We start from the raw sequence: 26,195 nt of genomic DNA on the forward strand, positions 1-26,195 counted from the left end.
CGCGTCAAGCGCTGTGCTTACGTGGCGTTCTTGGCGGCGACGAGCGCGTCGATCTTGGCGCACAGGTTCTTCATGACGAAATAGTCGTCGGTCGACGCCTTGCCGTCATTGACCTCCTGCGTCCACTTTTCCAGCGGCACCTTGATGCCGAATTCCTTGTCGATGGCAAAGACGATGTCGAGGAAGTCGAGGCTGTCGATGCCGAGATCGTCGATGGTGTGGCTTTCGGGCGTGATCGTCTCGATGTCGATCTCGCTGGTGTCGGCGATAATCTTGGCGACTTTGTCGAACGTGGTGGACAAGGGCTTTTCCTTCGATTGCGGGCGGAATCTGTCCGCATGTGTTTTGGGCTGTCTAATCGGTTTTTCCGGGCAGGAAAAGGCCTGATGCGCCGGCGGCAACTGGGATTGCTGTTCTGGCAGAGCAATAGGGGTCGCTGGCAACTCCTCCCGGCGATATGCCGAAACCGTCCCATCTCTGGTCATTGCGTGTACCAATGTACCACGAAGATCTATGACCATAGAACGCGTGCAGACCGGGTGCGCCTGGAAAAACGATTGGTGAAGGTGCTCAAGGCCTTGGCTAAGCATGGCGACATGAGCATGGGTGGGCGGCTGGCGCACCGCATCCGCTATGTTCGCGTTACGCCGGATTCGCGTGTCGGATTGTCGAGGTGGCCTGCCGACCGACCACTAACGGAGGCACGGAGGCGTCGATTACCTATGCGTTCACTGCCTGAGCCCGGCAGGAGCATCGTATCTGTCCGAACTGACGGAGGACGCGTTCGCGGACATGATCGAGGGATGGAAGCTCCATGTCGACGCTTGGCTGGTAGCGGTGAAAATCTGACGCCGGGTAACTTGAACGAATTGCCACCAACGGTGGAATGTTACCTTCGTCTCGTAGATGGGAACGAGCAAGTAGCGGACAAAGCGGTCGCTCAGTGAGTTTTCCTTCGTTCTGTGCCTTGATGGGACAATTCTTCGCCGCTGATCGGAGCAACACCCGTGGTCATGCATTCCTTCCACATCCACATCCCGGATGAACAGATCGAGTACCTCCAGCGTCGTATCCAAGCGACAAGATGGCCGTCGTCGATCTTCGCATACGGATGGGAGGACGGTACTGACGTTGATTTCCTCAGAAAGCTTTCACGTTACTGGGAATACGATTTCAGGTGGCGCGATCACGAAAAACGTCTGAACCTGTTGCCTCAGTTTAGGGTCACGATAGACGGGTGCGACATCCATTTCGTTCACCAGAAAGGAAAGGGGTCATCGCCCTTGCCGTTGATCCTCACTCATGGCTGGCCCGGCTCCTTCGCCGAGTTCGAGCATGTCATTCCGCTGCTCACGGAACCTGCCAAATACGGCGGGGATGCCGATGACGCCTTCGATGTCGTCGCACCGTCGCTTCCGGGTTTCGGCTTCTCGTCCCCGCCGCGTCAAGCCGGCGTTAGCTCAAAGCATGTCGCGAAGCTGTGGCGGGGGCTGATGCGCGAACTGGGATATGATCGCTTCGCCGCACAAGGTGGCGACATCGGCGCCGGCGTCTCGACCTGGCTCGCTCAGCTTTACCCGGAGGACCTTATCGGATTGCACCTGAATTACATTCCGGGCAGTTTCCGCCCGACCCTCGGTCGCGGCGACCCACCTGTCACGCCGGAGGAGAAGGCATTCCTCGACAGTGCGGCGAATTTCGTCGCGACGGAGGGGGCCTACGCTTTTCTGCAGGGGACCAAGCCCCAGACGCTAGCCTTTGCACTGACAGATTCCCCAATCGGGCTAGCCGCATGGATTGCCGAGAAGTTCCGCAGTTGGAGCGACTGCGAAGGCGAACTCGAACGCGCCATCCCTCTAGACACGCTGCTTACCGACATCTCGCTCTACTGGTTCGGTAACACGATCGAGGCCTCGCTCCGGATTTACAAAGAGAACCGGCTCTGCCCCCTGATCTTCGGGCCAAGGGAGCGAATAACACCGCCCCTCGGCGTTGCAGTCTTCCCTCGAGAGCTCCCTATGCCACCTCGCTCCTGGGTCGAACGAGTCTTCCGTGTCGAGCGCTGGACCGACATGCCGAAAGGAGGACATTTCGCGGCGATTGAGCAACCCGAACTCCTGGTCGAGGACATCCGGGCCTTTTTTCGGCCGCTGAGGCTCCGGCCGGCAAAGTAGAGGACGAAAACCTCGCCCGTTGTCACGGCTCGGAAGGCCTAATGAGACGTACCATCGCATTCGCTTTCGTTGAAAGCGCTCGTTGGTCCTGACTAAGGGTCAATGTCGACCTTGGACTCGATCAAGACCTCATCGCGGGTCGGAACCGGTATTCCGCTTAAGGTACCAAACGCTAGATTTCACTACTAGCGAACGCTTCAACCGGCTCCGGCGCAGTCAGAAAGTGACGCGGCCGAGTACTCGCAGGCCGTCGCCCTGCGGCTCGACGACCACCGCCTCGCCTTCACGCGGCGAGATCCCGGTCAATTCCTGGATGTTTTCGAGATGCGTGACCATGACCAGATTGTCGGAGCCGGAATAGCCGCGGATCTCGGCAAGGATCGCGGCAATTTGGTCGGCCTTTTCCTTTTCGTCGGTCTTCAGCAGGTCAAGCGGTGCGAACGGCTCCGGCTCGCTTTCGAAAGCGATGCGGGCGGTCTCGAGGCAGCGGCAATAGCGGCTGGACAGCACGCGCTCGACCGGTGCGGCGCGGGCGCCAAACAGCGCGCCGATCTTGCGCGCCTGTTGCTTGCCGCGCTCAGAGAGATTGACCTGGGTCGCGCATTTGCCGAGGTCGAAATTGGCCGCATCGGTGGTGCCGGTGACCATGGCATGGCGAAGCAGGACCACATGCCCGCCGTCGCGGAGCAGCGCCCAGCCGGCTTCCGTCGCATGGGCTGTGGCGGAAACGGCAAGCAACAGCAGCGCCAGCACAAATCGAAGCATCAGACATCCTTTCGGGTGACCGGCAGGCAGGTCCCCGGTGACCGGCATATAGGGACGGCAAAGCCGGCTGAAAGACAAGCCGAGTGCAACCTGCGGCCGAGACGCCTATTTCTTCGCTATCTGCTTCTTCACCAGATCGATCTTGCGGTCGGTCAGCGGGATGGGGAGTGTGTAGCCGGCTTCGGTAAAGCCTTGCTTGGCGTTCTCGAAGAATTCGATCGCCTTTTGGTATTCGGCATTGCCGCCGCCATAGCTGCCGCGGTTCCAGTGGACGTCGCCGAGATTGTTCTGCTCGAAGGCCCATTGCATCGGCTGGCCTTCGCGGGTGAAGACCTTGAGCGTCGCCTCGAAGGCGGCTTCGGCGTCGTCCAGATATCTGCCGGTCCGTTCGAGATTGCCGAGATTGATCAGGCTCATGCCGATGCCGTTCTGCGCGTTTGCCCAATCGACGGGGGAGGTCTCGAAGGTCAGCACCTGTAGCGCCGCCCGGCGCGCGGCGATAGAAGCGGCCAGTTTGCCGGGATCGGCCTCGCTCATGCTCAGCCATTGCAGCGCCGAGCCGAGGCCGGCCTGCGCCAGCGCCCATTGCCGCGGCGTCGTCTCGCGCTTGTATTCGCGCAGTGCATCGCGATAGGCCTCGATCGCGTCTTCGTAGTGCACCGGCTTGTCGGTCACGCCGCCGAGCAGTTGCAGCGTGTTGCCGAGATTATAGTGGGTCATCGCCCAGTCGAGCGGAAAGCCCTTCTTGGTATAGACGCGCCGTGCCGCCCGGTATGCGGCGGCCGATTGCTCAAGCCTGGCAGCATCGCGGGTGCGCTGGCCGAGCGTCTGGTAGATCGAGCCGAGATTGTTCTCAGCGGAAGCCCAATCCATCGGAAAGCGCTGGCGGGTGAAGATGGTCAGCGCATCGCCGTAGGCGGCAGCCGCCTCTTCGAGCAGGCCGGTGCCGAGATCGAAACGAGCAGCACTGCTCAGCGCGTTGCCGAGATTAAGGCGGCTGGTCGCCCAGGAGACCGGAAAGGTGGCGCGGGTGCGGATCTTGAGCGCAGCGCGAAAGGCATCGGCCGCTTCGTCGATTTTCGCCTTGTCGTTGCGTTGCGTGCCGAGAGACACCAGCGTGTTGCCCAGATTGTTCTGAAGCATCGCCCACTGAACGGGTGCTTTTTCGCGCGTGTACTCTTCAAGCGCCAGCCGGTAGGCAGTCTCGGCCTCGGTCAGGCGCTCGCCATTCGGTTCCCGTTCCGAAAGCGCATAAAGCGCAAGGCCGAGATTGTTTTGCGAGGCGGCCCAGTCCAGCGGGACTTTGTCCCGCGGACGCTTCTCCAGCGTGGCGCGCATCGCCACCACCGCCTCGTTCAGGCGTTTCGGGTCGCTCTCGCGCTCGCCGATCTTAAGCAGCACATTGGCCAGGTTGTTCTGGGCGGCGGCCCAGTTGAGGTCGTCCTTCTCGCGCTCGAACACGACAAGCGAATCGCGAAAGATCTTCGCTGCCTCTTCCAGCCGGTCGGTTTCGCGCTCGCGCTCGCCGATCGTCTGCAGCACCACCGCCATGTTGTTGCGGGTGATCGCCCAGTCGCGGTTCTGCTCGCCATTGGGGATGAAATTCAGGATGACGCGGTAGGCGTCGATGGCGCGCTGCAGCGCTTGCCTGTCGCCGGTGGCATTGCCATGGGCATTCAGCGCTTCCGCCTCCTGGTTCTTGTAGTTCCAGCGCAGTCTGTCGTCCCGTTTCTCGACCAGCGAGAAGGCCTTGCCGTAATCGTTGGCGGCCGACAGATAGTCGAAGACCAGCGCCGAAGCGTCGGCGCGCCTGGTATAAATCGCCGCGTCGGCAAGACGTTTTTGCCTGACCAATTCCTCCGCCTGGTCGACGGCGCCGCTGGCCTGCTCGACCCGGCCCACCGCTTGGTCGAGGAAGTTGCGCGCGGTGACGATGGCGCCCTGGCCTATGGCCTTGTCGGCCGAGGCGACGAGGCGGCTTATCTCGGGGTCGTCGGTGCGCAGCGCGTCGCGCTCGGAAATCATCTTCTTCAGGCGCTCGGCCTGGGCGTCGAGCAGCTTTTGCAGGTCGGTGGGGTCTTCCGGCATCTTTTCGGTGCCGAGCGCCTTCAGCACGCCATAAAGCGCGTCGAGCGGCACGCCGTCCTGCAGCGAGGCCAGTTCCACCTGTGCCCGCTTGGGGTCCGGCAACTCGGCAATCGTCAGCAGCAATTGCCGCCGCTCGCCGGTGATCAGCCCGTCGTCGCCGGTCGGTTCCTGCGGTGCTACGCCGAAATAGAGCAGCCGGCGCAGGCTTTCATTGACCCATGGCCGCTGCTTTGCCTTGGTGTCGAGATAGACCTCCTCGGTCACCATGCGCATGACCGAGCCGAACTCCGTGCCCTTCATCGCCGCGAGATGGCGCAGAAGTGCCGCTGCGTAGGGGCTGTTTTCGCCGACGATACCGTCGAGTGCCGGCCGCCCCGGCTCGGCGGCAAAGCCGATCACCGTTCCCAGATTTTCCGTCGCGGTCGCGTCCGCCAGTGCCTTGGCGCCGCGCACCGGCTCCAGTCCGCCGGCGCCGATCGGCGAGGCCGAGGCCGTGGGCGTCCGGCGCAGCACCGCGTCCGCCGGAAACGGGTTGGTGCGGCAGGCATCGAGCAGCATGATCGTTACCGGCACGGTCGTCTTCAATTCGTCCATGACGGCGGAGATCGGCACCAGGGCCTGATCGCGTCCTTCAATGAAGAAACGTCGGCGTCGACCGGCACCAGATAGTTTTCGCCGCCGGCCTCGATGCCGTGGCCGGAATAGTAGATCAAGGCGACGTCGGCGTCCTCGGCATCCTCGGCGAAACGCTCGAGATCACGCTTCAGCTTTGCCGCGTCGCGGTCGGTGACGCTGCGCGCGTCGAAGCCGAGATCGGTCAGCAACTTGGCGATGTCGCGGGCGTCGTTGGCGGGGTTGGGAAGAGCCGTTATGTGCCGGTATTTCGACTGGCCGACGATCAGCGCCACGCCCTTGAGGCTTGCTGGCTCCGCGGCATGAGTCGAGGTCACCACGAGACAGAGCAGGGCGGCGACGAAAGCCGTCAGCCACGCCTGCTTGAAGAAGTGCTGATTTCCGACAAGGCCCATTCGCCGCGTGTCCCCCGACAACCCTGTATAGCGCTGCCATCCAACCATGAGCAAATTCGGGCAAGATCCGAGCGGCCGGATTGTTGGCTGGTACATTCGCGAGGGAAGGGCGATTGCGCCGCGATCAGGGCTCGCCTATCACGGCAAAAATGTCTCCGCTTACCGAAACCGTCCTCTTCGTCTTCAGTCTCGTCGGGCTCGGCTATCTTGCCGGGTTGACCGGCTATTTGAAGCCGGCGAGCGGCGAGGGCGTATCCGAATTCGCCATCAACGTGGCAATGCCGCTTTTGCTGTTCCAGACCATGATAAAGGCGGATTTCCACGGCGTGGCGCCGTGGTCGCTGTGGGGCGCCTATTTCGCAGCGGTGGCGCTTACCTGGGCTGCCGGCCATCTGGTCATTACGCGCATCTTCGGACGAGACGCACGCGCCGGCGTCGTCGGCGGCGTGTCGTCGTCCTATTCCAATGTCGTCCTGCTCGGTGCTCCCTTCATCATCGGCGTGTTCGGCCCGGCCGGGTTCGAAGTGCTGTCGCTGCTGGTTTCCATTCACCTGCCGGTGATGATGATGGCCTCGATCATCCTGTTCGAAATGTTCGGCCGCGGCGGCAGCGAGCCTGTGCATCCGCTCCGCGTCATCACGAGCTTTCTCAGGAGGGTATTCATCAACCCGCTGATCATCGGCATACTGGCCGGGCTCGCGTGGCGCTTCACCGGTACGCCGCTGCCAGCGCTTGCGACGCGGTTGAGCGACGCGCTGGCCGGCACGGCCGCCCCGGTGGCGCTGTTTGCCATGGGGCTAAGCCTGCGCCGTTTCGGTATTTCCGGCAATGTCCGCCCGGCGCTGGCGCTGTCGGCGCTGAAACTGTTCCTGATGCCAGCACTGGTTCTTTGCCTGGTCTGGCTGATCGGCCTGCCGCCATTGACCGCCAAAGTGGCGGTCATGGTTGCGGCGTTGCCGTCCGGCATCAATTCCTATCTCATTGCCGTGCAGTTCAACACCGGCCAGGCGCTGGCATCGAACCAGATGACCATCGCCACCGCCAGTGCGGTCGTGACCACTGCGTTTTGGCTGACAGTGGTCGTCCATATTTTTGGATAGGAGCCCGGCGGGATCGCTCTCGCTTTGGCTGGCCTAAACCCTATATGCCATCTTGTGATTGCTTGCGGGGCTTGCCCTGGGCTAAGAGCAGTGGCTCTAGCGATGCTATCGCGCACGTCCATTCACGAAATCAGCGACCGGCCCGCCAGGTGCCGAACGGAGGCGAGATCATGCTTCAGAAAACCAGCCATTTCATGCGGCAGGCCAATCTCATCAATGGCGAATGGGTGCAGGCCGATTCAGGCCAGACGGTCGACGTCAACAACCCTGCCACCGGCCTCAAGATCGGCACCGTGCCGAAGTCGGGCAAGGCCGAGACCCGCCGCGCCATCGAGGCCGCCGACGCTGCCTTCAAGACATGGCGCAAGACCACCGCGCTCGAACGCTCGAAGCTGTTGCGCAAGCTGCACGACGCGATGATGGACAATCAGGACGTGCTGGCCGAACTGCTGACCATCGAGCAGGGCAAGTCGCTGTTCGAATCGAAGGGCGAGATCGGCTCGGCCGCGTCCTACATATTGTGGTTCGCCGAAGAGGGCCGCCGCACCTATGGCGACGTCGTTCCGTCACCCTGGGCGGACCGCCGCATCCTGGTGACCAAGGAGTCGGTCGGCGTCATCGCCGCCATCACGCCATGGAATTTTCCATCCTCGATGCTGGCCCGCAAGCTCGGCCCGGCGCTTGCCGCCGGCTGCACGGCCGTGGTCAAGCCGGCGTCGCAGACGCCTTATTCCGGGCTTGCCTGGGGCGCGCTTGCCGAAGAAGTCGGCTTCCCCAAAGGCGTGATCAACCTCCTGACCGGCGCCGCCGGCGAGATCGGCGACGAGATCTGTGCCAATCCGCTGGTCAAGAAGATCACCTTCACCGGCTCGACCGAGGTCGGCAAGATCCTGATCCAGAAGTCGTCGGTGACCGTCAAGAAAGTGTCGATGGAGCTCGGCGGCAATGCGCCGTTCATCGTTTTCGACGACGCCGATCTCGATCGGGCCGTCGCTGGCGCCATCACCGCCAAATACCGCAATTCCGGCCAGACCTGCGTCTGCACCAACCGCTTCCTGGTGCAGGCCGGCATCTATGACCGGTTCGTCGAAAAGCTGGCTACTGCGAGCAACGGGCTGAAGGTCGGTTCCGGCCTCGAAGACGGTGTCCAGCAGGGACCGCTGATCGATGAGAAGGCGGTGGAGAAGGTCGAGGAGCTGATTGCCGACGCTACTGCCAAAGGCGGCAAGATCGTCGCCGGCGGCAAGCGCCACGCGCTCGGCGGCTCGTTCTTCCAGCCGACGGTGATCGCCAATGCCACGCCGAAGATGCGCTTCATGAAGGAAGAAATCTTTGGCCCGGTGGCGCCGGTGTTCAAGTTCGAGACCGAGGAAGAGGCCGTAGGACTCGCCAACGATACCGAGTTCGGGCTGGCCGCCTATTTCTACACCGGCGATCTCGGCCGCGCCTTCCGGGTCATGGAAGGGTTGAAATACGGCATGGTCGGGGTCAATGAAGGGCTCATCACCACGCCTGAGGCGCCGTTCGGCGGCGTCAAGGAATCGGGCCTCGGCAAGGAAGGCGGCCATCAGGGCATCGAGGATTATCTCGACACCAAATATGTCTGCATCGGCGGACTTGGTCTCTAGAAGCCTCATACGGTAATACCGAAAACGATCCTGGGCCGCTTCGGAAAGGCCAGGCTGGCGTCGATCGAGCAACGAACTTGCGAGCATGGCGATGAAGGACGGCGAGGTTTTCGGCACGACGCAGGCGGGCGAGGAAGTCCGCCGTTTCACCATCCGTGGCGGCGGCCTTACCGCCAACATTATCGGCCTGGGCGCGATCATCCAGGATCTGCACCTGGCCGGGCACGAGGCGCCATTGGTGCTCGGGTATGATCGTTTCCAGTACTATGAGACGGATAAGGCCTTCTTCGGCACTGTCGTCGGGCGCTACGCCAACCGTATCCGCGACGGCCGCTTTACGCTTGCCGGCAAACGCTACCAGACCGAGCGCAATTTCCTCGAAAAGCATACGCTGCATGGCGGTTCGCAAGGTTTTTCGCGACGAGCCTGGGCGGTTTCGCTGCATGGCAGGGATTTTGTCACGCTGACCCTGCATGACCCCGACGGCACGATGGGCTTTCCCGGCGCGCTCGACGTGACCTGCACCTACCGGCTGAAGATCCCCGGCACGCTCAGCATCGAACTGACCGCCACCTGCGAGGAGCCGACGCTCTGCAACCTCACCCAGCATTCCTATTTCAACCTGGATGACGGCGGCGCCGGCGACATTCTCGACCACCGGCTGATGCTGAATGCCGGCGCCTATATTCCTGTCGACGCCGATTTGATTCCGACAGGCACGGTCAAGCCGGTCGACGGCACACCTTTCGACTTTCGCCAGGCGCGGCCGCTGCGCATGGAGACCGAGGGCGAACAGCTCCCCTACGACCAGAATTTCTGCCTTGCCTCGACGCGCGGGCCGCTGAAGCAGGCATCATGGGCGCAAGGCGCGAATTCCGGCGTCGAGATGGAGCTCTGGACCACCGAGCCGGGCGTCCAGCTCTATACCGGCCAGTATCTGGCGCCGTCTTCGCCTGGTTTGGGCGGCCGCCAGTACAAGCCTTTTTCAGGCTTCTGCCTGGAACCGCAAATCTGGCCGGATGCGCCCAACCGGCCGTATTTCCCGCAAGCCACGCTGTGGCCGGGCCAGATCTACCATCACGTGACGGAATACCGGTTTAGGCTGCCTTAGGGCATGACACCCGGAAACCGGCATGGTTTTGCTGCGCTGACCTCCGGTTCGGAAAGGATCATGCAAATTCAAAGTGTTATAGCGTCCTTTGCGCGTCCAATGACGCGCGGCGCTCTGGAGTCAAAACGCAATCACTCTGAACGACCGACTTCGAACCCTCTCGGACCTTTGACGCCGAGAGCCCTGACGACGCAAGTTGACCCTGAGCTGCCCTTCGTCAGCCCATTTCACTGCGCGATAGCCGACATTCGCGGCACTCGGCACTGACCCCTTGCTGACCTTCTCCAAGACGAGCCCCAAGCGCAAGTCGTGGCCCCAGTGGGGACAATCGACAGGCGCGATCACCCTATGTAGCTGCTTGGCGATCGAGCCTCGAAGTCAACCTGATAGACTTTTGAAATGGGCGGCATAAAATTCGCTTTTCTGCTTTCAATGAAAGCAACGCGAAATGGCCGAAGAACGCGCCCAACGCCGCCTTGCCGCCATATTGGCTGCCGACGTGGTGGGCTACAGTCGACTTCTGGACCTGGACGAGCAAGGAACGTTGGCCGCTTTAAGGAGGACGAGGAAGGAAATCCTCGAACCACTCGTCCGCGACCGTCATGGCCGTATTGTGAAAGTGATGGGTGATGGCGTTCTGGTCGAGTTCGGAAGCGCGGTGAACGCCGTGTCATGCGCCGTGGACCTTCAGAAGCGGATGGCGGCCGCAAACGAGGGTGTGACCGCCGACCGGAGAATCTACCTGCATATCGGCATCAATCTGGGCGATGTCGTTGTCGAGGACGGCGATCTGTTCGGCGACGGCGTCATTGTCGCAGTGCGGCTCCAGGCAATGGCCGGGGCAGGAGATGTCTGTGTGTCCGGCAGCGTCTACGACCAAGTCAAGCGGAAGCTCGATTGCGGCTTCGACGAACTTGGTCCGCAAGCGATCAAGAACGTCACCGAACCAGTGTCTGTCTACCGGATCCGGCTGTCGACCGCATCGGACGATGGCGGGCTCGCGGAGAAAGCGCCTCTGCAGCTCCCCGCCAAGCCCTCCATTGCCGTCCTGCCCTTTACGAACATGAGCAATGATCCGGAGCAGGAGGCATTTGTCGATGGCCTCACCGAAGACTTGATTACGGATCTGTCGAGGACAAGCGAGTTGTTCGTCATCGCCAGCAACTCGGCATTTGCATACAAAGGCAGGCACGTGGATGTGCGTCGCATCGCGCGAGAACTGGGAGTTCGCCATCTTCTTGAAGGTAGTGCACGGCGGGCCGCTGGACGGGTGCGTATCAACGCCCAACTGATCGACGCGATCGCGGGTGACCACCTTTGGGCCGAAAGATTCGATCGGAGCCTAGAAGATATCTTCGCCGTTCAGGACGAGGTGACCGGCAAGATTGTCGAGGCTCTGGTTGGCCGCCTGACCACCGCGCCGGCGCGCAACAGACCGAGCAACCTGGAGGCCTATGATCTCTGTGTGCGTGCCCGGGCCCTTGGCCTGCAAACGGCGCTCACCGCGAAAGAGGCCATTTTGCTGCTGAACCGGGCAATCGCGCTCGACCCGGAATACGCGGAGGCGCACCGTTGGCTGGCACTCAACCTCTGGCTGGGCTGGGAGTTCTGGGACGAACCGATGGACCCCAAACGCGCAAGAGCGCTCGCCGAAGCACAGCTGGCGGTCGAACTCGACCCGAACGACGCCGGGAACAGATGGGTATTGGGCGTCATACTGGGACATGAGAGTCGCTGGGTGGAATCGGATGCCGAATTCGATGCTGCCCACGAGCTGGACCCCAACCACGCCGACGCTTGGGCGATGCGGGCCGAGTTGACGACTGAAAAGGGGCGACCTGCCGAAGCCATAGAGCAGGTCCGCAGGGCACTGCGACTCAACCCTCACCCGCCCGGTTGGTATTACTGGATGTTGGGCCAGGCCCAATATGCCATGGGCGACTACGAATCCGCGATCCAAACGCTGCGCAGGCCCGAAACCTATCGCACGACTTCACGACGCCTGCTTGCAGCAAGCCTTGCGCAACTTGGCCGTTTGGAGGAAGCGCGCTGGGAGGCGAAAATGTTCATGATAAGCAATCCGCACTTCACTATCCGGCACTGGTCGGATTCGCAGCCATTCCCAGCCGAAGACGTGCGCCGGCATATCGTGGAAGGTTATCGCATGGCGGGGCTGCCAGAATGACTGTCATTGGTTATACCTTCGGCCTGCTGTCGACAGGCGTCCCAAGGCTGCCGCAGCAGCGAACATTTTGGTCTTCTGACGGAACGAAATTCGCCATATCGTGCGTTTGTTTCGCCTCATGGTGTGCTTGAACATGGCCAGTGAAGACTTTCGGCACCGGATAGCGCGACGCGAGGACCTCGCCTCCATGATTGCGCTCATGGATGCAGCGATCTCCGAACTCCAGAAACCGTTTCTCGACGATGACCAGATCCGATCCAGCCGCGCAATCATGGGGCTGGACACGCAGCTTGTCGATGATGGCACCTATTTCGTCGTGGAGCACGCCGGCGTCCTGGCAGGCTGCGGTGGCTGGAGCCGGCGCACGACCATGTATGGTGGTGATCAGTCACCGGGACGCAACGCGGCACTGCTTGATCCAGCCACGGACGCGGCGCGTATCAGAGCCATGTATACGCATCCGGACTTTGTCCGGCGAGGCGTCGGCCGCCTTATCCTTTCGCTGTGTGAACGTGCCGCTAAGGCTGAGGGCTTCCGCCGTGCCGATCTGGCAGCCACGATGGCAGGAGAGCCGCTCTATCGAGCCTGCGGCTACCAACCCGCCGAGAAATTCGTCGATGACCGTGGCGGCGCTCCGGTTCCGATCCTGATGATGAGCAAGACGCTCTGAGCTACGCTCAAAGGCCACTCGCTCGCGGCCGGCACTCGCTCCGGCCAGTATGGCAGGAGGAGGATGCTGGAGATTGAACCAGGCCATCTCGAACGAAACAGTACTTCGCCTGTACTTCCGCTCCATGGTCGAGTCGCGACCGACGTGGGGGTTTTCGGGAACGTCTCGAGATGGCGCATGTGGTCGGGTGGCGCGTTGAGTTTAACCGGATCAAACGACCATCCGCTTCGGGTCCGCATCAGGTCGTAGCGAGAACGAGCGCAATGCTGAAGCGCCATGATTGTCAGCAAATGGCGCTCTGTGCTCATTCCCGCCGACTAATTCAAACGGCAAGTTCCGCCCATCTGGGCCATTGGCGGCAGCCAGTCTGATTGAGTTTTGACCCTAATCCTCAAACGCCGCCCTCAGCGTTTCGAACGTCGCAAACACGCCCAATGCAGCGCCCTCGGGATTCTTGGTCGGTGGCAGAGCTTCAGCTATCCGGCGCACCAAGGTCGTCTCAGAACCGGCTGGAGCGTTCTTTCGGCTGAGGCGACTTCAAGCCGTGACAGGAGCATTCCGGATCAGCGGGAAGTCGCGCGGCGGTCTCCAGCGCGACCCGCGAGGCTGTCATGGAGAGACTGGGCAGCACGTCCTCCTGCAGCAATTTCTGGCGATTGCGATCCATATAGTCGTTGAAGCCCGCCGTCACGAATGCGCAAGGCACGAAACACGCGCCGATCTCGCGCGACAAGGTCGCCTCAGGGGCGATGGAATGGTTGAGGACATCCGCACCCATGCCCCGATACGCCAAGGCTTCGGCTGGCGTTGTCAGTCGGGGCCCATAACAATGGGCAGCCACCAACTGCTGTTCGATGCCGTAAACGCGGCATTCGGCTGGCCAATGACGGCGGGCCGTTTCGACCAGAACCGCCGCACATCTTGGACACACGATTTGCTTGCCCGAACAGTCAAAGCTCTGGCGGTCAGGAAGCAGTGAAAACGGGGTCTGCGTCAGTTCAATGATGTCGGCGGTCACCACCATGTCGCCCGGCTGGATCGCCTTGTTGACGGCGCCTACAGTCGAGCAGGCGAGAACTTGCCGTACACCCGCCCGCATCAATACCCAGAACGCGCGGCGATGGCAGGAATGGTCGATACGGTCGCGGGGATTGCCGTGCGAATACATGCACAACGCACGTTTTGCTCTCCCTTCGGCTGTGATCGACGCATCGAACTCGAGCAGCTTCCAGTTGTCGGTACGACCGAAAGGCGTTTCAAAACTCATGTCGCGCCGCAACGTGCGCACACCATCGAATTCGACATCTTCCGGGAAGGCAAGCCCCCAGTTTGCCGACCCGGTGATGATGGCCAACCCTACCTGAGGGATGTCCGTGGAATGATCCGTCAGATCGTCGGCTGCATGGTGATTGGTGGGCATGTTTCCAGTCTCGGTCAGGATTTTTGGCGAAGGGTCACAATCAGGACCACGGCCACCACGATGACGGTCCACAATGTCGAGATCGCCGCAATGGTCGGATCGATCTGATCGCGCAGCGACAGGAACATAAGCTTCGGCATCGTGCTGTTGCGACCGCTTGCGATGAAGATCGAAATCACAGACTCGTCGAGCGAAGTCAGGAACGCCATCAATGTCGCCGACAGCAAGCTGATCCGAAGTTGCGGAACGATTATTCCGCCAATGGCTCTGGCCCAGTTTGCACCGAGGCTGCGCGCCGCCTGGACCTGGTTCCAGTCAAAGCGGGCGAGAGCCGGCAGCAACACAATGCAGGCGACCGGAACGGCCAGCACCACATGTCCGACCAGCACACCGAATAGCGTTCCGATCAGATGTTGTGCAGCCAAGACAAAGAAGAGACCGATCGCAAGCAGGATACCCGGGGTGATCGAGGGGGTTAGCAGGACGCTCTGGATGATCGCAGCGGTTTTTCCGCCTAGCCGATTCATTGAAATGCAGGCGAGCAGCGCAAACGGCACCGCGATCAACGCCGTCAATGTCCCAAGGATCAAACTCGTTCTGAGCGCAGCCATCCACGTTGCCGAGCCGAAGAAGTTCTCATACCAACGCAACGAGTAGGCGTGCGGCGGAAACTCGAGGAGATTCGACGCCGAAAAGGAAAGCGGCACCACCACGAGCGTTGGCAGCATCAGAAATGCCATGACAAGAGCGGCAAAGCTCCAGAGCAAAATGCGGGCGAGCCTGTTTTGCGGATAGGCTTCAAGCATGGGGGGCTTCCACTGTGTTCTGGGCCACCAGGCGGCGTGCCGCCAGCAACATCACACCGATCAGCGCCATAAGAACGAGGAGCAGAATGCCCAGGACGCTCGCCGACCCCCAGTCCTGAAAGGTCGATAGTGTACGCTCGATCCGGGTAGAGAGAGGATTTACCTTGCCGCCGCCAAGCACCGCCGGCGTGATGAAAAAACCTATGGCGTAGATGAGGACGATGATCGAACCCGAGAAGATGCCGCCCGCCGATAGCGGCAAAATGACCGTGCGGATGACCTGCCTGAGAGTGGCTCCCATGCTCGCCGCCGCGCGAATGAGATTTGGGTCGATATCGCGCATCGCAGCATAAACCGGCAGCAGAAAGAGCGGCAGCATGTAGTGCACCATGCCGATGAGCGTTCCGGTGAAGTTGTAGACCAGCGGCAATGGCTCCGCCGTCAGGCCTGAACCGGTCAAAGCCGCGTTGATCAGGCCATCGCGCCGCAAGAGCACGAGCCAACCATAGGTACGCACCAGAATGGAGGTCCACAGCGGCAGCATGACGAACGCCATCAGCACGTTGGCCACCCTTGGTCTGACGCTGGCCAGAGCCAGCGCCAGGGGGGTGCCGAGAAGAATGCAGGCCGCCAGCGTACCCAGGGACAGTTCGAGGGTCGTGACGAGCGCCGACCATGTCAGTCCGCTTGAAAGGGCCTTCTGGTAATTGCCCACGGTGTACTCACCCGCGGTGGTCAGGAAGGACTGCCGGATGATCCAAAGGATGGGCAGTATCGCCGCCAGCCCAACGATGAACAGCGCCGGGAGCGAAAGTGAAAGAAAAAACCGCCGCTCGCGCCGTGCATCCGCAGCGAGCGCCGGATCCCGGACGACGGTCACGCCGTCGCTCCCGGTATGGCGTGAACCTTCGCTGCTGGTGCATATGCGGTCATCCGCTGACCGGCGGCAAGCTCGGCGCAGCCGCCGGCCAGCGCTGCCGGAATGCAGACAAGAACCTCTTGCCCACCGTCAAGCGCCAGCGTCAAAAGCCAGTTTTCGCCGCGGAACGCTTTGGCGCGCAGTATTCCTTCGAGAGCCACTCCGTTTCCCCCGACGAGCTTCGCATCAAGATGGAAGCTTTCGGCGCGGATCATCAGAGTTTCGCGTGATGGTTCGGCGCCGTCGATTCTGCGTGCTGAGCCTGGCGCCACAATGTTAGCCTCGCCCATGAACTCCGCGACGAAGCGGGTCGATGGACGATCATAAATCCGCTGCGGCGTATCTATCTGCTGGATGCGGCCAGAGTTCATCACCGCAATCCGGTCAGACATAATCAGCGCTTCGCGCTGGTCATGGGTCACATAGATTGTGGTGATCCTTAGATGATCATGCAGGCGCCGGATCTCATACTGCATGGTCTCGCGCAGATTCTTGTCGAGCGCCGACAGCGGCTCGTCCATCAACATCACGCGCGGTTCGAAGACGATAGCCCGCGCCAATGCCACCCGTTGACGTTGGCCGCCGGATAGTGCGGCAACATTGCGCTCCGCCAGGCCATCCAGCTTCACGCGGGCCAAGGTATCAAGCGCCCGCTGACGCGCCTCCGCTCTCGGTATCTTGCGCAGCACCAGCGGATACGCGACGTTCGCCAGGACATTCATGTGGGGAAACAGGGCGTAATTCTGGAATACTATGCCAATGTCTCGTTTGTTGGGCGGCAGGCGGGTGATGTCTCGATCGCCCAAGAGAAGTTTACCGGAATCCGGCCGGACAAAACCGGCCAGAGCCATGAGTAACGTGGTCTTGCCCGATCCCGATGGCCCTAGCAGCGTGAGGAATTCGCCAGCCTGAATGTCGAGCGAAACATCATCCAGTGCGACGTAGGATCCATAAGCCTTGTGCACGCTTTCGATGGTGATCGCGAGCGACTTCATCATGTGCTCCAGCCTTAAGGCGCGTCGCCTTCGACCGGCCTCACGCGACACGCTTTAGGTTCTTGTTTTCATGCATGTTGTTGTCGCAAAACCGCTGCACACTTTTGCGCGATATGCATTAGAGCTGAGAGTCAGCGGGCCATCATTTCATCGAAGGCTCTTTGGGCAGCCTCGCCATTCTTGACCCACCATTCTGAATTCGAAAACACCGACGTGCCAGCATTTTCAGGCGCGGTCGCAAGGGTCTTCAGACGGTCCTCGGGAATAAGGCCACCCTCATATGCCGCAGGATTGACTGGGCCGTAGGCAATGAAATCGGTCAGCTTCGCAACTCGCGCAGGCTGCGTCATCGCTGCGATGAGCTTCATCGCGGCTTCCTTGTTCGGCGCTCCCTTCGGCACCCCAAGGCAGTCCGTGCCGATGACCGAACCCTTGAACGTGTAGTCAGCCGCGCCGCCATCTGCTTTCACGGTTTGAGCCCGTCCGTTCCAGGTAATGACCAAATCCGCCTCACCATCTTTCAGCAACTGCGCGGACTGAGCTCCCGAGGTCCACCACACGGCGACATTTGGTTTGATCGCTTCAAGCCGGTTGATGGCGCGCTCTAGCCCTTCCGGCGTGCTGAGCACGGAATAGACGTCCGCGGGTGCCACGCCATCGGAGAGAAGCGCGATCTCGATCGAGTCTTGCGCATTGGCGCGCAACGCGCGCCGGCCAGAAAATTTGGCAACATCCCAGAATTCCGCCCACGTCTTCGGCGGGTTCTGGCCATAGGTCTTGGTGTTCCACGACATGACGGTGCCGTAGGAGTCGAACGGATAGCAGTAGTCGGACTTCGCACCCTCCGGCACGGATTTCGGATCGATGATCTTGTAGTCGAGTGGCTCAAGCAGCGATTGTGCGGCCGCCTGGGCACCTTCCGGTGAGCCCAGGTGAATGACGTCGGTCGTGACCGCACCCGATGTGACCTGCATCTTCAAGGCGGCCAGGCCGTCGCTTAGGGTCTCCTCGCGGACATCATAGCCGAGCTCTTTTGCAGCAGGCCCCCACATGGCTTCCTTCATGGCGTTGCCATAATCGCCTCCTGCGGTCGTGATGGTGACTGTTTGCGCATGGACGGGCAAGGCAGCCGAGATTGCGAATGCTGTTAAGGAAATGCGTAGCCAGGACATAGGTTCTCCTCCCCAACTTTATCCAAATGTCGCTCAAAAGTGCCATTATTTTGTAATCGTAACGTTACGATTGCATCTGAATGCGCTGGAGTCAAGCTGCTTCCTGCGGGAGTTTGGATTGACCGGGATGTCGAATCCGGTAACGTTGGCGGTCAGCAAAATCAGCCGGCGCTTTCGCAAACGAAGTCGGGCGAACAATGGCCAATCTAAAGCAGATCGCGGCGGAACTTTCCCTCTCGGTGACCACGGTATCCCGCGCTCTGAAGGATGGGCCGGAAGTGCAGCCCTCGACCATAGCCCGCGTCAAGGAGGCGGCTAAGCGGGTCGGCTATTTACCAAATCATCATGGTCGCGCGCTCAAAACCGGTCGAACGCAGACGCTGACGGCAGTACTCCCGATGGAGACACGAGATCATCTGTCCGATCTGTTGAAGCTTCCTTTAATCGAAGGCATGACGCTGGCGGCGCGGCAAGCCGGTTATAGTCTGTCCATCTATTCCACCACTCCCGACGACGATCCCGTCGAGAGTGTGGAGCGGCAGCTCCAGGCGCGCAGCGCAGACGGCCTGATCATCACACGCCTGGTGTCGGCTGATCCGCGCGTCAAGCTGCTGCTGGATAAACGCATGCCATTCGTCGCGTTTGGAAGAACCGACCTGGATATCGCGTATCCTTATGTCGATGTCGACAATGAACAGATTGCCTACGAGGCGACCCGGCGGCTCATGGATAAGGGCTGTCGACGCATTGCGCTGCAACTTCTCGTTCCGGAGGACCAAGCGAGTGCCATGCGTCTTTCCGGGTATGGAAGGGCAATGGCCGAGGCCGGTATTCCGATCGACCAATCGCTGATCGGTCATGGCATGTTCACCATGGAATCGAGCGCAGGCTGGTTCGATCGCTTGCTGGCGTCATCAGATCCGCCGACGGGCTTGGCGTGCGCCAACGAACTGGGCCTTCTGGGAGCGTTGCACGCCCTCGGCAAGCGGGGTCTTACACCAGGCCGCGACGTCCACATCGTCACCCGTGACAGCACGCGGCTGGCACGTTTCCTGCCGGCAAAGATCGGAGTTCATTCCGTGGATATGGCGGGTGTTGGACGCAAACTTATCGAAGTCCTGGAGAGCCAGATCATCAATCCGCTTGGGCCGGTGGAGACAGTCTTGGTGCAAGGCAGATTCGAGCCGGCCGAATAGTCCGGGCTGCCGTCAGGGGGCCACCTCGTCTTGAACCGGCCGGATCAGCGCCTTTGCGGCAGCTGCTCCCGCTGCAAGGATGCGATCCGACAATTCCGTCCCTTCCAGGGCGCGGGCCAGTTGAAGCGCGCCGATGAGCGTTGCAAACACACCCAACGCAACGCCCTCTGGATCATTGGTCGGCGGCAGAGCGTCGGCTATCTGACGCACCAGGGATTGGGCGCGTTCGGCATAGAGGGCCCGCGTTTCAGGCGGCTGCCGCGCTATTTCCGGCAGTAGCGCGGCCGAAGCGCAGCCCTTTCCAGGATTGTCCCGGTGCTCGGCCGATAGATATGCCCCTATGGCCATTTCCGGACCGCCGGCGGCCAACGCTTCCTGCACTTGCTGCGACTGCGCGTCCAGGGCCGCCGCCACGCTTTCACGGACGAGCTCCGCCTTGGACTGAAAGTGCGGATAGAAGGCCCCGTTCGTCAGCCCGGCGTCGCTCATGATGGTCGCCAGCCCGGACGCCGCGATGCCGTCAGATCGAAAACGTTCGGCGGCGACCTCCATGATCCGGCTGCGTGACGCGTCTTTTCGGCCCTTTTCGTAGCGCATGTCTTCTTTCCTGCCCTGCTATTGCATTATGCTCATAATCTGATATTACGACCATAATTCAATTCGTGGAAATAAGCTAGACCTCTCGAACCTGGAACATCAAAAATGAATGGGAATTCTGAAAAAACCGCAATCGTGACCGGAGCCTCCTCGGGCATTGGCCGCGCCAGCGCCGAGGCCTTGGCGCGGGCGGGGTTCACTGTCTTTGGCACAAGTCGCCGCAAGACCAGTAATGGCCCGGAAGGGGTGACCATGCTGGCATGCGACGTGACCGATGATGCGGCCGTCACTGCGCTCGTTGCCACCGTGCTCGCGCAGACCGGCCGGATCGATCTCCTGGTCAACAATGCCGGTGTCGGCCTGCTAGGGGGTGCCGAGGAATCCTCGGTCGCACAGGTACAAGCCCTGTTCGACGTCAATCTGTTCGGCGTCATGCGGATGACCAACGCAGTGTTGCCGTCGATGCGGCGGCGCGGCCAAGGGCGCATCATCAATATCGGCTCCATTCTGGGATTGGTACCCGCGCCATACTCAGCGCATTATTCGGCAGTCAAGCACGCGCTCGAAGGCTATTCGGAATCGCTCGACCACGAGGTGCGCGCCTTCAACGTCCGCGTTTCCGTCATCGAGCCGGCATTCGTCCGCACCGTCTTCGACCAGAACGGCATCGAGCCGGATTCGCTGTTGAAGGAATACGATCGGGCTCGAGCCGGGCTCAAGGCGTTGCTGGGCGATGTGATGCCGATAGCCGATCGGCCGGAAGTGGTGGCGAATGTGGTCGTCAAGGCGGCGACCGATGCCCGTCCGCGACGGCGTTACACCGCTGGCAAGGCAGCGCGCCAGGTCAGCCTGCTGCGCCGCTTTGCCCCCGCGGGGATGTTCGACAAGAGCCTGCGCAAGCAGTTCCGCTTGCCGGTCTGAACAACAGAGCCAGGGGATTTCGCGCATATGCGACTAGCAACCACAACACATTTGGTCAGGCCCTTGTGCGCAAACTCATCCTGGCTGGCAAGGGGCCGGCCGGTGGCGAAGGCATCGACAAGGTGACGCCGCTGACGATCGTGGACATGATCAAGGGCGCGCTGACTTTGCGGGATCCGAAATACTATCTCTTCTTCACAACGACGCCGAATGGGCGCCGCGCCGCAAACGCATTTCTGCAACGGCTGAAAGAGCGCCGGTCCAACCGGGACAAGGCGGTATCGCTGAGCGCCTTCGGCGCGCAACTCAAGGCGATCAAGGCCTACGGACTCCAGGCGCCGCAAGACCTGAGCGCTATCCGCATTCCCACTTTGGTTGCGAATGGCGACCAGGACAGGATGGTGCCGAGCAGCAATACCTACGATCTCGCCGGGCGTATCCCAGGGGCGCATCTGGTTATCTATCCGGATGCCGGGCATGGCGGGGTAGTTCAGAACTACGCCGATTTCGTCCCGAAAGCCCTGTCCTTCCTCGAGGCTGAGGTCTTGCCGCAGGGCGGCCATGCAACTGAAAACGTTCGGCTTGTTTTGTCGCGGAACACCAACAGACATTCTTAGAAAGTAACTGCCATGAAGGCATTCGTTGTCGATAAATATAATAAAAAGGGCCTTCTGCGGCTGGCCGAAATGCCGGAGCCGCAGCTCCAGGACAGCGATGTCCTGGTCGAGGTTCATGCCGCAGGGGTGAACCTGCTCGATTCCAAGGTCAGAACCGGAGAATTCAAGCTCATCCTGCCCTATCGCCGGCCCTTCATCCTGGGCCATGACGTGGCTGGGAAGGTTATCCGCGTGGGATCGAAAGTCCGCAAGTTCAAGGCCGGCGACGATGTCTATGCGCGGCCGCGCGATGGCCGGATTGGGACATTCGCCGAGTTCATCGCCATGGATGAAGCCGATGTGGCCTTGAAGCCTGAGAATCTCAGCATGGAAGAGGCGGCCTCGATTCCCCTGGTCGGTCTCACCGCCTGGCAGACGCTTATCGACAGGGCAAACCTGAAGAAGGGACAGAAGGTCTTCATCCAGGCTGGTTCCGGGGGCGTGGGAACATTCGCTATTCAGTTGGCCAAGCACCTCGGCGCGACCGTTGCGACAACCGCGAGCGCGTCGAGTGCCGATCTGGTGAAAAGTCTCGGCGCCGATGTTGTCGTCGACTACAGGCAAGAAGACTTCGAGAAGGTTCTGTCGGGCTACGATGTCGTCTTGAACAGCCAGGACGCCAAGACGCTCGAAAAATCCCTGAGCGTGCTGAAACCGGGTGGCAAGCTCATCTCCATCTCGGGTCCACCGGATTCCGAGTTTGCCAGGGAAAAGGGACTGAATTTTATGCTGAGGCTGGTGCTGCGCTTCCTGAGCCGCGGAATTCGGGCCAAAGCCAAGCGCCGTGCCGTGCAGTTTTCGTTCCTTTTCATGTGGGCGCAGGGCGATCAGCTGAGCAAAATCACCTCCCTAATCGAATCCGGCGCGATCCGCCCGGTTCTGGATCGGGTCTTTCCATTCGAAGCGACCAATGAGGCTCTGGCCTATGTCGAAACAGGACGCGCCAAGGGCAAGGTCGTCATCAAGGTCAGATAGCAGTTGCCTCGAACGCAGCCCTGAGCGTCTCGAACGGCGCCAGGGCGCCGCGCACCTGTACGACGGCGGCGGCGACGCGATGGGCGCGCTGCACCGCCTCAGTCGGCGCATGGCCGGCAAGGCGGGCGGCGAGATAGGCGCCATTGAAGGAGTCGCCGGCGCCGGTGGTGTCGACCGGGGTGGCGACGTGTACCGCCGGCACGGTTTGCAAGGTTCCGTTTTGCGCGATCAGCGCCGGTTCCTCGCCGTTCTTGACGACGACCTCGCCGACCAGCTTTCGCAGCCGTTCGGCTGTTTCCTGCGGTGTCGTATCACCAAACAGCATCTGTTCGTCGGGAAAGGTGGGTAGCGCGATGTCGGCGACGGCGAGCGCCTCGAGGATCGCGGCCTGCGCTTCCTCGCTTTGGCGCCACAGCCGCGGCCGGTAATTGGGATCGAAGGCGATCAGCGAGCCGGCCGCGCGCGCCTTGGCCACGGCCGTCAGCAGTACCTTGCGCGCACCCTCGTCGAGGATTGCCAAAGTGATTCCGGAAAAATAGACCAGCGCCTGGTTTTCAAGGCTTTTCTGTAAAGCGGCTGGGTCCGAAGCCAACTGCCTCGCGGCCGCATCGGCCCGCCAATAGGTGAACGAACGTTCGGCGCCGGTCAGCGTGATCGCATAGAGGCCGGGGCGGGCGCCCGCTATCACCGGGCTGGCGCCGACGCCGATGCCGTTTTCGGCGAGGAATTTGATCTGGTCGCCCGAGAACGGGTCGTCGCCGAAGGCCGAGACATAGGTCGCCGGCCGCTCGCCGCTCAAGGCATGCAGCGCCCATAAAGTGTTGAACGTGTCGCCGGCAAAGCCCATGCGCCAGTTCGGCCCGGCCTGGCCCGAAAGCTCGAGCATGCACTCGCCGATCGAGGCGACGCCGTTTCCTGCCATGAAGTACTCCTCCATCCGTGCAATTGCGGTGCTGTAGCTTTTTGCGGCCGGCAGCGCCATGCTTGGCGACGGCGGATTCTTGCGCTGGGCGCGATTTCCCACAGGGGCGTGGGACGCGATCTGCCCAGCGAATCGTTATCCGCAGAACAGGAATGGGTTTGGCATCGTTATGGCGTTATCTTCTTGGAGGCTTCGGCCTGGCTGCCTTGCTCGCCGGTGTGCTGGCCGTCGTCTATCTGACGGCGCCGCATGCGCCGCAACCAAGCTCGGACGTCGGCCGTTCAAGGACGACGGCGAACAAGCTGTTCGTGGCGACTTTCGAGCCCGAGAAAGGCGTCATCCGGCAGGGCGAACTGGAGTCCTGGCTGCTCACATTGAAAACCGTCGAGGGTGCGCCGGTGGAAGGTGCTGCGATAACGATTTCCGGCGGCATGCCGCAGCACAAGCACGGTCTGCCGACCAGCCCGCAGGCGACCGATTACCTCGGCGCAGGACGCTATCGCATCGACGGCGTGAAATTCACGATGAGCGGGTGGTGGCAGTTGCATTTTGCTATTTCCGCCGCGGCCGGTTCGGACACTGTCGTCTTCAACGTGGTGCTGTGAGCCATAGATGAGCCGGTTTTCCAGTCTTCTCGCGTTGGTGATGGTGGCCGTGCTCGCCGGCTGCGGCAGGCCGGAGTTTTCCGACGCCGAGAAGCAAACCGTCGCCTCATTGACGCTGTCCAAGCTGCCGCCGCTGAAGCCCGACACGACCAATCGCTTTGCCGACGTGCCGGCCGCCGCGGCACTCGGTTCGACGCTGTTCTTCGACACCGGGATGAGCGGCGGCGGCACCGTATCCTGCTCGACCTGCCACAAGATCGACCGCCAGTTCCAGGACGACCTGCCGCAAGCGGTCGGCGTCGGCCGCACCAACCGGCGTACCATGCCGCTGGCCGGCGTCGCGCATGATCCCTGGTTCTTCTGGGACGGGCGGCGCGACAGCCTGTGGGCGCAAGCACTGACGCCGCTCGAAAATCCGCTGGAGCACGCCGGCAACCGCGCCGCCTTCGCGCATTACATCAAGGCCCGTTTCGGCGAGCGCTACGAGCGCATCTTCGGGCCGCTGCCGGACCTTTCGGGTGTGCCGGCCAATGCCAGCCCGCTCGGCACCGATGCCGAGAGGGCGGCCTGGAACGCCATGCCGGAGGCGCAAGCCGAGGAGGTCAATCGCGTCTTTGCCAATATCGGCAAGGCGATCGCCGCCTTCGAGCGCTCGATCGCGCCGCCGCAGACACGCTTCGACCGTTTTGCTACCGATCTTGCGGTGGGCGCCGAGCCGCAAGGCGACGCCGTCTTTTCGCCGGAGGAAATCCTCGGCCTGAAGCTGTTCATCGGCAAGGGCAATTGCGTGACCTGCCACAATGGCCCGCGTTTTACCGACGGCAGTTTTCACAACACCGGCGTGCCGCCTGTCGCGGGCCTGCTGCCGGATCGCGGCCGCGTCGACGCGGTGGCGCAGGTCGAGGCCGATCCGTTCAACTGTTTCGGCACCTTTCGCGACGGTGATGCCAGCGCCTGCCGCGAGTTGCGCTTCATGGTCAAGGCCGGGCCGGAACTCATTCGTGGGTATAAGACGCCGTCGCTGCGCGGTGCCGCCACCCGGCCGCCCTACATGCATGCCGGGCAGTTTTCCTCGCTGGACGAAGTGGTGGCGCATTATTCCAAGGCGCCGGCCAGTGTCGAAGGTGTATCCGAGATCCACCCGCTGCAGCTTTCGGACCGCGAACGCGCGGCTCTGGTGGCGTTTTTGAAGACGCTGGCGGAGTGAGGCCGGGTTTGTGTGCGACAAGAGCGGACCACCGTCTTGGGCCGCCAAATAACGTTGACACGATGCAGGGTCGCTGCTCACGATAACCAAGGCGCAAAGTGCGATACCTCAGGCTGTGGGAGGATAAAATGCAGCCACTTGAAATCGACGCCAAGCCTCAACCTGTTTCAATTGACCCCGCCAAGACCGCAGTTCTCGTCGTGGACATGCAGAATGACTTCGGCTCGAAAGGCGGGATGTTCGACAGAGCCGGAATCGACATTTCCGGGATTCAGCGGGCTGTCCGCCCCACCGCCCATCGCGTCGGATGCACCCAGGAGCAATCATGACGCCTCGATTACGCTCGTGCAGATACTCTTTGGATGGACATCGACGTCCGACCATTTCCTGAGGGCGATCGAGGAGCAATTTCAGGAGCGTCTTGAACGAGCCGGATGAGCTGACGAGATATCAGTGAGCGCCTACCGATCCTTCACCGTCTCCATCGCCACGAAGGTCGAGGTCTGGGCGACGTGCGGCAAGGCCGAGATGCGTTCGCCGAGCACGCGCCGGTAGGCGGCGATGTCGGTGGTGCGGACCTTCAGCAGATAGTCGAAGCTCGATGCCATCATGTGGCACTGCTCGATCTCCGGCACCGTCTGCACGGCGCGGTTGAAGGCGTCGAGCGCGGCCGAGCGGGTGTCGGACAGTTTCACCTGGACGAAGGCGACATGGCCTTCGCCCATGCGCTCGCGGTCGACGATCGCCTGGTAGCCCCTGATAAAGCCGTCCTTCTCCAGCCGCTTCACCCGCGCCTGCACCGGCGTCTTCGACAGGCCGACTTTTGCCGCCAGTTCTGACATGGAAAGCCGGCCGTTGCTGCCCAGGGCCGACAGGATGTTTCTGTCGATGCGGTCCAATTGGTCTTCTGCCATCGGATTCCTGGTCGAATTGGAGGTGATTGGCCATAATGATAGATCAATCGACCTGTCCTGTCGATTTCTTTGGACCGGACGAAATCCCTACTTATGTTAGCTTGCGCCATTCGGTCCGGTGACCGCCGGCCCGCTTCCTTA

Annotated in this window: 24 protein-coding genes and 1 pseudogene; 13 read left to right on the top strand and 12 right to left on the bottom strand. The window is 61.4% G+C overall.

The window, feature by feature from the left end:
- Nucleotides 1-17 precede the first annotated feature (17 nt).
- Nucleotides 18-302, bottom strand: coding sequence for an acyl carrier protein (locus NKH89_RS00655; RefSeq protein WP_023719977.1), 285 nt, complete (start codon nucleotides 300-302; stop codon nucleotides 18-20).
- Nucleotides 303-1,013: 711 nt separating this feature from the next.
- On the opposite strand from NKH89_RS00655, the gene NKH89_RS00660 reads away from it, so the two are divergent.
- A complete protein-coding gene (locus NKH89_RS00660) occupies nucleotides 1,014-2,174 on the top strand; it encodes an alpha/beta fold hydrolase (RefSeq protein ID WP_036245003.1) in 1,161 nt (386 codons plus the stop codon).
- 216 nt (nucleotides 2,175-2,390) lie between these two features.
- Here NKH89_RS00660 and NKH89_RS00665 read toward each other — a convergent pair whose 3' ends face one another.
- The 3 genes from NKH89_RS00665 to NKH89_RS00675 form a co-directional block, all read right to left on the bottom strand.
- Nucleotides 2,391-2,939 (bottom strand): histidine phosphatase family protein, encoded by a 549-nt coding sequence (locus tag NKH89_RS00665; RefSeq protein WP_352495969.1) that lies wholly within the window; start codon nucleotides 2,937-2,939, stop codon nucleotides 2,391-2,393.
- 105 nt (nucleotides 2,940-3,044) lie between these two features.
- Nucleotides 3,045-5,639: a caspase family protein gene (locus tag NKH89_RS00670; protein WP_352908306.1), complete on the bottom strand. Its 2,595-nt coding sequence runs from the start codon at nucleotides 5,637-5,639 to the stop codon at nucleotides 3,045-3,047.
- Entirely contained in the window at nucleotides 5,609-6,055 is a 447-nt protein-coding gene (locus NKH89_RS00675) for a caspase family protein (protein ID WP_352908307.1), read from the bottom strand. The genes NKH89_RS00670 and NKH89_RS00675 overlap by 31 nt, the downstream gene beginning before the upstream one ends.
- 149 nt (nucleotides 6,056-6,204) lie before the next feature.
- Between NKH89_RS00675 and NKH89_RS00680 the strand changes: the two genes are divergently transcribed.
- The 5 genes from NKH89_RS00680 (at nucleotide 6,205) to NKH89_RS00700 (ending at nucleotide 12,749) form a co-directional block, all read left to right on the top strand.
- The gene (locus NKH89_RS00680; protein WP_352495988.1) at nucleotides 6,205-7,155 is read left to right on the top strand and encodes an AEC family transporter; all 951 of its coding nucleotides are present in this window, start codon (nucleotides 6,205-6,207) and stop codon (nucleotides 7,153-7,155) included.
- A 170-nt stretch (nucleotides 7,156-7,325) separates the two neighbouring features.
- Nucleotides 7,326-8,783 carry an NAD-dependent succinate-semialdehyde dehydrogenase gene (locus NKH89_RS00685; protein ID WP_352908308.1) on the top strand — a complete coding sequence of 486 codons (1,458 nt, stop codon included), beginning with the start codon at nucleotides 7,326-7,328 and terminating at the stop codon, nucleotides 8,781-8,783.
- 85 nt (nucleotides 8,784-8,868) lie between these two features.
- On the top strand, nucleotides 8,869-9,894 hold the full coding sequence (locus tag NKH89_RS00690) for an aldose epimerase family protein (RefSeq protein ID WP_023719983.1): 1,026 nt from the start codon (nucleotides 8,869-8,871) through the stop codon (nucleotides 9,892-9,894).
- A gap of 448 nt (nucleotides 9,895-10,342) precedes the next feature.
- A complete protein-coding gene (locus NKH89_RS00695) occupies nucleotides 10,343-12,079 on the top strand; it encodes an adenylate/guanylate cyclase domain-containing protein (protein ID WP_352908309.1) in 1,737 nt (578 codons plus the stop codon).
- Nucleotides 12,080-12,266: 187 nt separating this feature from the next.
- A complete protein-coding gene (locus NKH89_RS00700; RefSeq protein ID WP_245278622.1) occupies nucleotides 12,267-12,749 on the top strand; it encodes a GNAT family N-acetyltransferase in 483 nt (160 codons plus the stop codon).
- 499 nt (nucleotides 12,750-13,248) lie between these two features.
- On the opposite strand, the gene NKH89_RS00705 is transcribed toward NKH89_RS00700, so the two are convergent.
- The 5 genes from NKH89_RS00705 to NKH89_RS00725 all read right to left on the bottom strand — a co-directional run bounded on the left by NKH89_RS00705 (nucleotide 13,249) and on the right by NKH89_RS00725 (nucleotide 18,061).
- Nucleotides 13,249-14,169: a phosphorylase family protein gene (locus NKH89_RS00705; RefSeq protein WP_023719986.1), complete on the bottom strand. Its 921-nt coding sequence runs from the start codon at nucleotides 14,167-14,169 to the stop codon at nucleotides 13,249-13,251.
- A 14-nt stretch (nucleotides 14,170-14,183) separates the two neighbouring features.
- Nucleotides 14,184-14,975, bottom strand: coding sequence for an ABC transporter permease (locus NKH89_RS00710; RefSeq protein WP_023719987.1), 792 nt, complete (start codon nucleotides 14,973-14,975; stop codon nucleotides 14,184-14,186).
- The gene (locus NKH89_RS00715) at nucleotides 14,968-15,855 is read right to left on the bottom strand and encodes an ABC transporter permease (protein WP_352908310.1); all 888 of its coding nucleotides are present in this window, start codon (nucleotides 15,853-15,855) and stop codon (nucleotides 14,968-14,970) included. The genes NKH89_RS00710 and NKH89_RS00715 overlap by 8 nt, the downstream gene beginning before the upstream one ends.
- A complete protein-coding gene (locus tag NKH89_RS00720; protein WP_023719989.1) occupies nucleotides 15,852-16,889 on the bottom strand; it encodes an ABC transporter ATP-binding protein in 1,038 nt (345 codons plus the stop codon). The genes NKH89_RS00715 and NKH89_RS00720 overlap by 4 nt, the downstream gene beginning before the upstream one ends.
- Before the next feature lie 131 nt (nucleotides 16,890-17,020).
- Nucleotides 17,021-18,061, bottom strand: coding sequence for an ABC transporter substrate-binding protein (locus NKH89_RS00725; protein WP_023719990.1), 1,041 nt, complete (start codon nucleotides 18,059-18,061; stop codon nucleotides 17,021-17,023).
- A 197-nt stretch (nucleotides 18,062-18,258) separates the two neighbouring features.
- On the opposite strand from NKH89_RS00725, the gene NKH89_RS00730 reads away from it, so the two are divergent.
- Entirely contained in the window at nucleotides 18,259-19,257 is a 999-nt protein-coding gene (locus tag NKH89_RS00730) for a LacI family DNA-binding transcriptional regulator (RefSeq protein ID WP_352908311.1), read from the top strand.
- 12 nt (nucleotides 19,258-19,269) lie between these two features.
- Here the strand turns inward: NKH89_RS00730 and NKH89_RS00735 are convergent, their stop codons facing one another.
- Entirely contained in the window at nucleotides 19,270-19,854 is a 585-nt protein-coding gene (locus NKH89_RS00735; RefSeq protein WP_023719992.1) for a TetR/AcrR family transcriptional regulator, read from the bottom strand.
- Between the two features lie 105 nt (nucleotides 19,855-19,959).
- Here NKH89_RS00735 and NKH89_RS00740 point away from each other — a divergent pair, with 105 nt between their 5' ends.
- The 3 genes and pseudogenes from NKH89_RS00740 to NKH89_RS00750 all read left to right on the top strand — a co-directional run bounded on the left by NKH89_RS00740 (nucleotide 19,960) and on the right by NKH89_RS00750 (nucleotide 22,406).
- Nucleotides 19,960-20,775, top strand: coding sequence for an oxidoreductase (locus NKH89_RS00740; protein WP_352495973.1), 816 nt, complete (start codon nucleotides 19,960-19,962; stop codon nucleotides 20,773-20,775).
- 62 nt (nucleotides 20,776-20,837) lie between these two features.
- Nucleotides 20,838-21,314, top strand: a pseudogene (locus NKH89_RS00745) (alpha/beta fold hydrolase); the annotation flags it as partial.
- Between the two features lie 90 nt (nucleotides 21,315-21,404).
- Nucleotides 21,405-22,406: an NADP-dependent oxidoreductase gene (locus NKH89_RS00750; protein ID WP_352495974.1), complete on the top strand. Its 1,002-nt coding sequence runs from the start codon at nucleotides 21,405-21,407 to the stop codon at nucleotides 22,404-22,406.
- On the opposite strand, the gene NKH89_RS00755 is transcribed toward NKH89_RS00750, so the two are convergent.
- Nucleotides 22,399-23,328 carry a sugar kinase gene (locus NKH89_RS00755; protein WP_023719996.1) on the bottom strand — a complete coding sequence of 310 codons (930 nt, stop codon included), beginning with the start codon at nucleotides 23,326-23,328 and terminating at the stop codon, nucleotides 22,399-22,401. The two genes, NKH89_RS00750 and NKH89_RS00755, sit on opposite strands and share 8 nt — an antisense overlap.
- Before the next feature lie 158 nt (nucleotides 23,329-23,486).
- Between NKH89_RS00755 and NKH89_RS00760 the strand changes: the two genes are divergently transcribed.
- The 3 genes from NKH89_RS00760 (at nucleotide 23,487) to NKH89_RS00770 (ending at nucleotide 25,469) form a co-directional block, all read left to right on the top strand.
- The gene (locus tag NKH89_RS00760; protein ID WP_352590225.1) at nucleotides 23,487-23,933 is read left to right on the top strand and encodes a FixH family protein; all 447 of its coding nucleotides are present in this window, start codon (nucleotides 23,487-23,489) and stop codon (nucleotides 23,931-23,933) included.
- A gap of 7 nt (nucleotides 23,934-23,940) precedes the next feature.
- A complete protein-coding gene (locus tag NKH89_RS00765) occupies nucleotides 23,941-25,140 on the top strand; it encodes a cytochrome-c peroxidase (protein ID WP_352908312.1) in 1,200 nt (399 codons plus the stop codon).
- A gap of 128 nt (nucleotides 25,141-25,268) precedes the next feature.
- Nucleotides 25,269-25,469, top strand: coding sequence for a hypothetical protein (locus tag NKH89_RS00770; RefSeq protein ID WP_031194293.1), 201 nt, complete (start codon nucleotides 25,269-25,271; stop codon nucleotides 25,467-25,469).
- Between the two features lie 132 nt (nucleotides 25,470-25,601).
- On the opposite strand, the gene NKH89_RS00775 is transcribed toward NKH89_RS00770, so the two are convergent.
- On the bottom strand, nucleotides 25,602-26,054 hold the full coding sequence (locus NKH89_RS00775) for an Lrp/AsnC family transcriptional regulator (protein WP_023720000.1): 453 nt from the start codon (nucleotides 26,052-26,054) through the stop codon (nucleotides 25,602-25,604).
- Between the last annotated feature and the right edge of the window lie 141 nt (nucleotides 26,055-26,195).

The sequence above is a fragment of the Mesorhizobium sp. M0923 genome, assembly GCF_040319365.1.
Classification (GTDB): domain Bacteria; phylum Pseudomonadota; class Alphaproteobacteria; order Rhizobiales; family Rhizobiaceae; genus Mesorhizobium.

Bases quoted from the DNA above. Each gene is read 5' to 3' on its own strand.
- NKH89_RS00660 (WP_036245003.1), top strand. From the start codon at position 1,014: ATGCATTCCTTCCACATCCACATCCCGGATGAACAGATCGAGTACCTC.
- NKH89_RS00665 (WP_352495969.1), bottom strand. From the start codon at position 2,939: ATGCTTCGATTTGTGCTGGCGCTGCTGTTGCTTGCCGTTTCCGCCACA.
- NKH89_RS00675 (WP_352908307.1), bottom strand. From the start codon at position 6,055: ATGGGCCTTGTCGGAAATCAGCACTTCTTCAAGCAGGCGTGGCTGACG.
- NKH89_RS00680 (WP_352495988.1), top strand. From the start codon at position 6,205: ATGTCTCCGCTTACCGAAACCGTCCTCTTCGTCTTCAGTCTCGTCGGG.
- NKH89_RS00685 (WP_352908308.1), top strand. From the start codon at position 7,326: ATGCTTCAGAAAACCAGCCATTTCATGCGGCAGGCCAATCTCATCAAT.
- NKH89_RS00690 (WP_023719983.1), top strand. From the start codon at position 8,869: ATGGCGATGAAGGACGGCGAGGTTTTCGGCACGACGCAGGCGGGCGAG.
- NKH89_RS00695 (WP_352908309.1), top strand. From the start codon at position 10,343: ATGGCCGAAGAACGCGCCCAACGCCGCCTTGCCGCCATATTGGCTGCC.
- NKH89_RS00700 (WP_245278622.1), top strand. From the start codon at position 12,267: ATGATTGCGCTCATGGATGCAGCGATCTCCGAACTCCAGAAACCGTTT.
- NKH89_RS00705 (WP_023719986.1), bottom strand. From the start codon at position 14,169: ATGCCCACCAATCACCATGCAGCCGACGATCTGACGGATCATTCCACG.
- NKH89_RS00710 (WP_023719987.1), bottom strand. From the start codon at position 14,975: ATGCTTGAAGCCTATCCGCAAAACAGGCTCGCCCGCATTTTGCTCTGG.
- NKH89_RS00720 (WP_023719989.1), bottom strand. From the start codon at position 16,889: ATGAAGTCGCTCGCGATCACCATCGAAAGCGTGCACAAGGCTTATGGA.
- NKH89_RS00725 (WP_023719990.1), bottom strand. From the start codon at position 18,061: ATGTCCTGGCTACGCATTTCCTTAACAGCATTCGCAATCTCGGCTGCC.
- NKH89_RS00730 (WP_352908311.1), top strand. From the start codon at position 18,259: ATGGCCAATCTAAAGCAGATCGCGGCGGAACTTTCCCTCTCGGTGACC.
- NKH89_RS00735 (WP_023719992.1), bottom strand. From the start codon at position 19,854: ATGCGCTACGAAAAGGGCCGAAAAGACGCGTCACGCAGCCGGATCATG.
- NKH89_RS00740 (WP_352495973.1), top strand. From the start codon at position 19,960: ATGAATGGGAATTCTGAAAAAACCGCAATCGTGACCGGAGCCTCCTCG.
- NKH89_RS00750 (WP_352495974.1), top strand. From the start codon at position 21,405: ATGAAGGCATTCGTTGTCGATAAATATAATAAAAAGGGCCTTCTGCGG.
- NKH89_RS00755 (WP_023719996.1), bottom strand. From the start codon at position 23,328: ATGGCAGGAAACGGCGTCGCCTCGATCGGCGAGTGCATGCTCGAGCTT.
- NKH89_RS00765 (WP_352908312.1), top strand. From the start codon at position 23,941: ATGAGCCGGTTTTCCAGTCTTCTCGCGTTGGTGATGGTGGCCGTGCTC.
- NKH89_RS00770 (WP_031194293.1), top strand. From the start codon at position 25,269: ATGCAGCCACTTGAAATCGACGCCAAGCCTCAACCTGTTTCAATTGAC.
- NKH89_RS00775 (WP_023720000.1), bottom strand. From the start codon at position 26,054: ATGGCAGAAGACCAATTGGACCGCATCGACAGAAACATCCTGTCGGCC.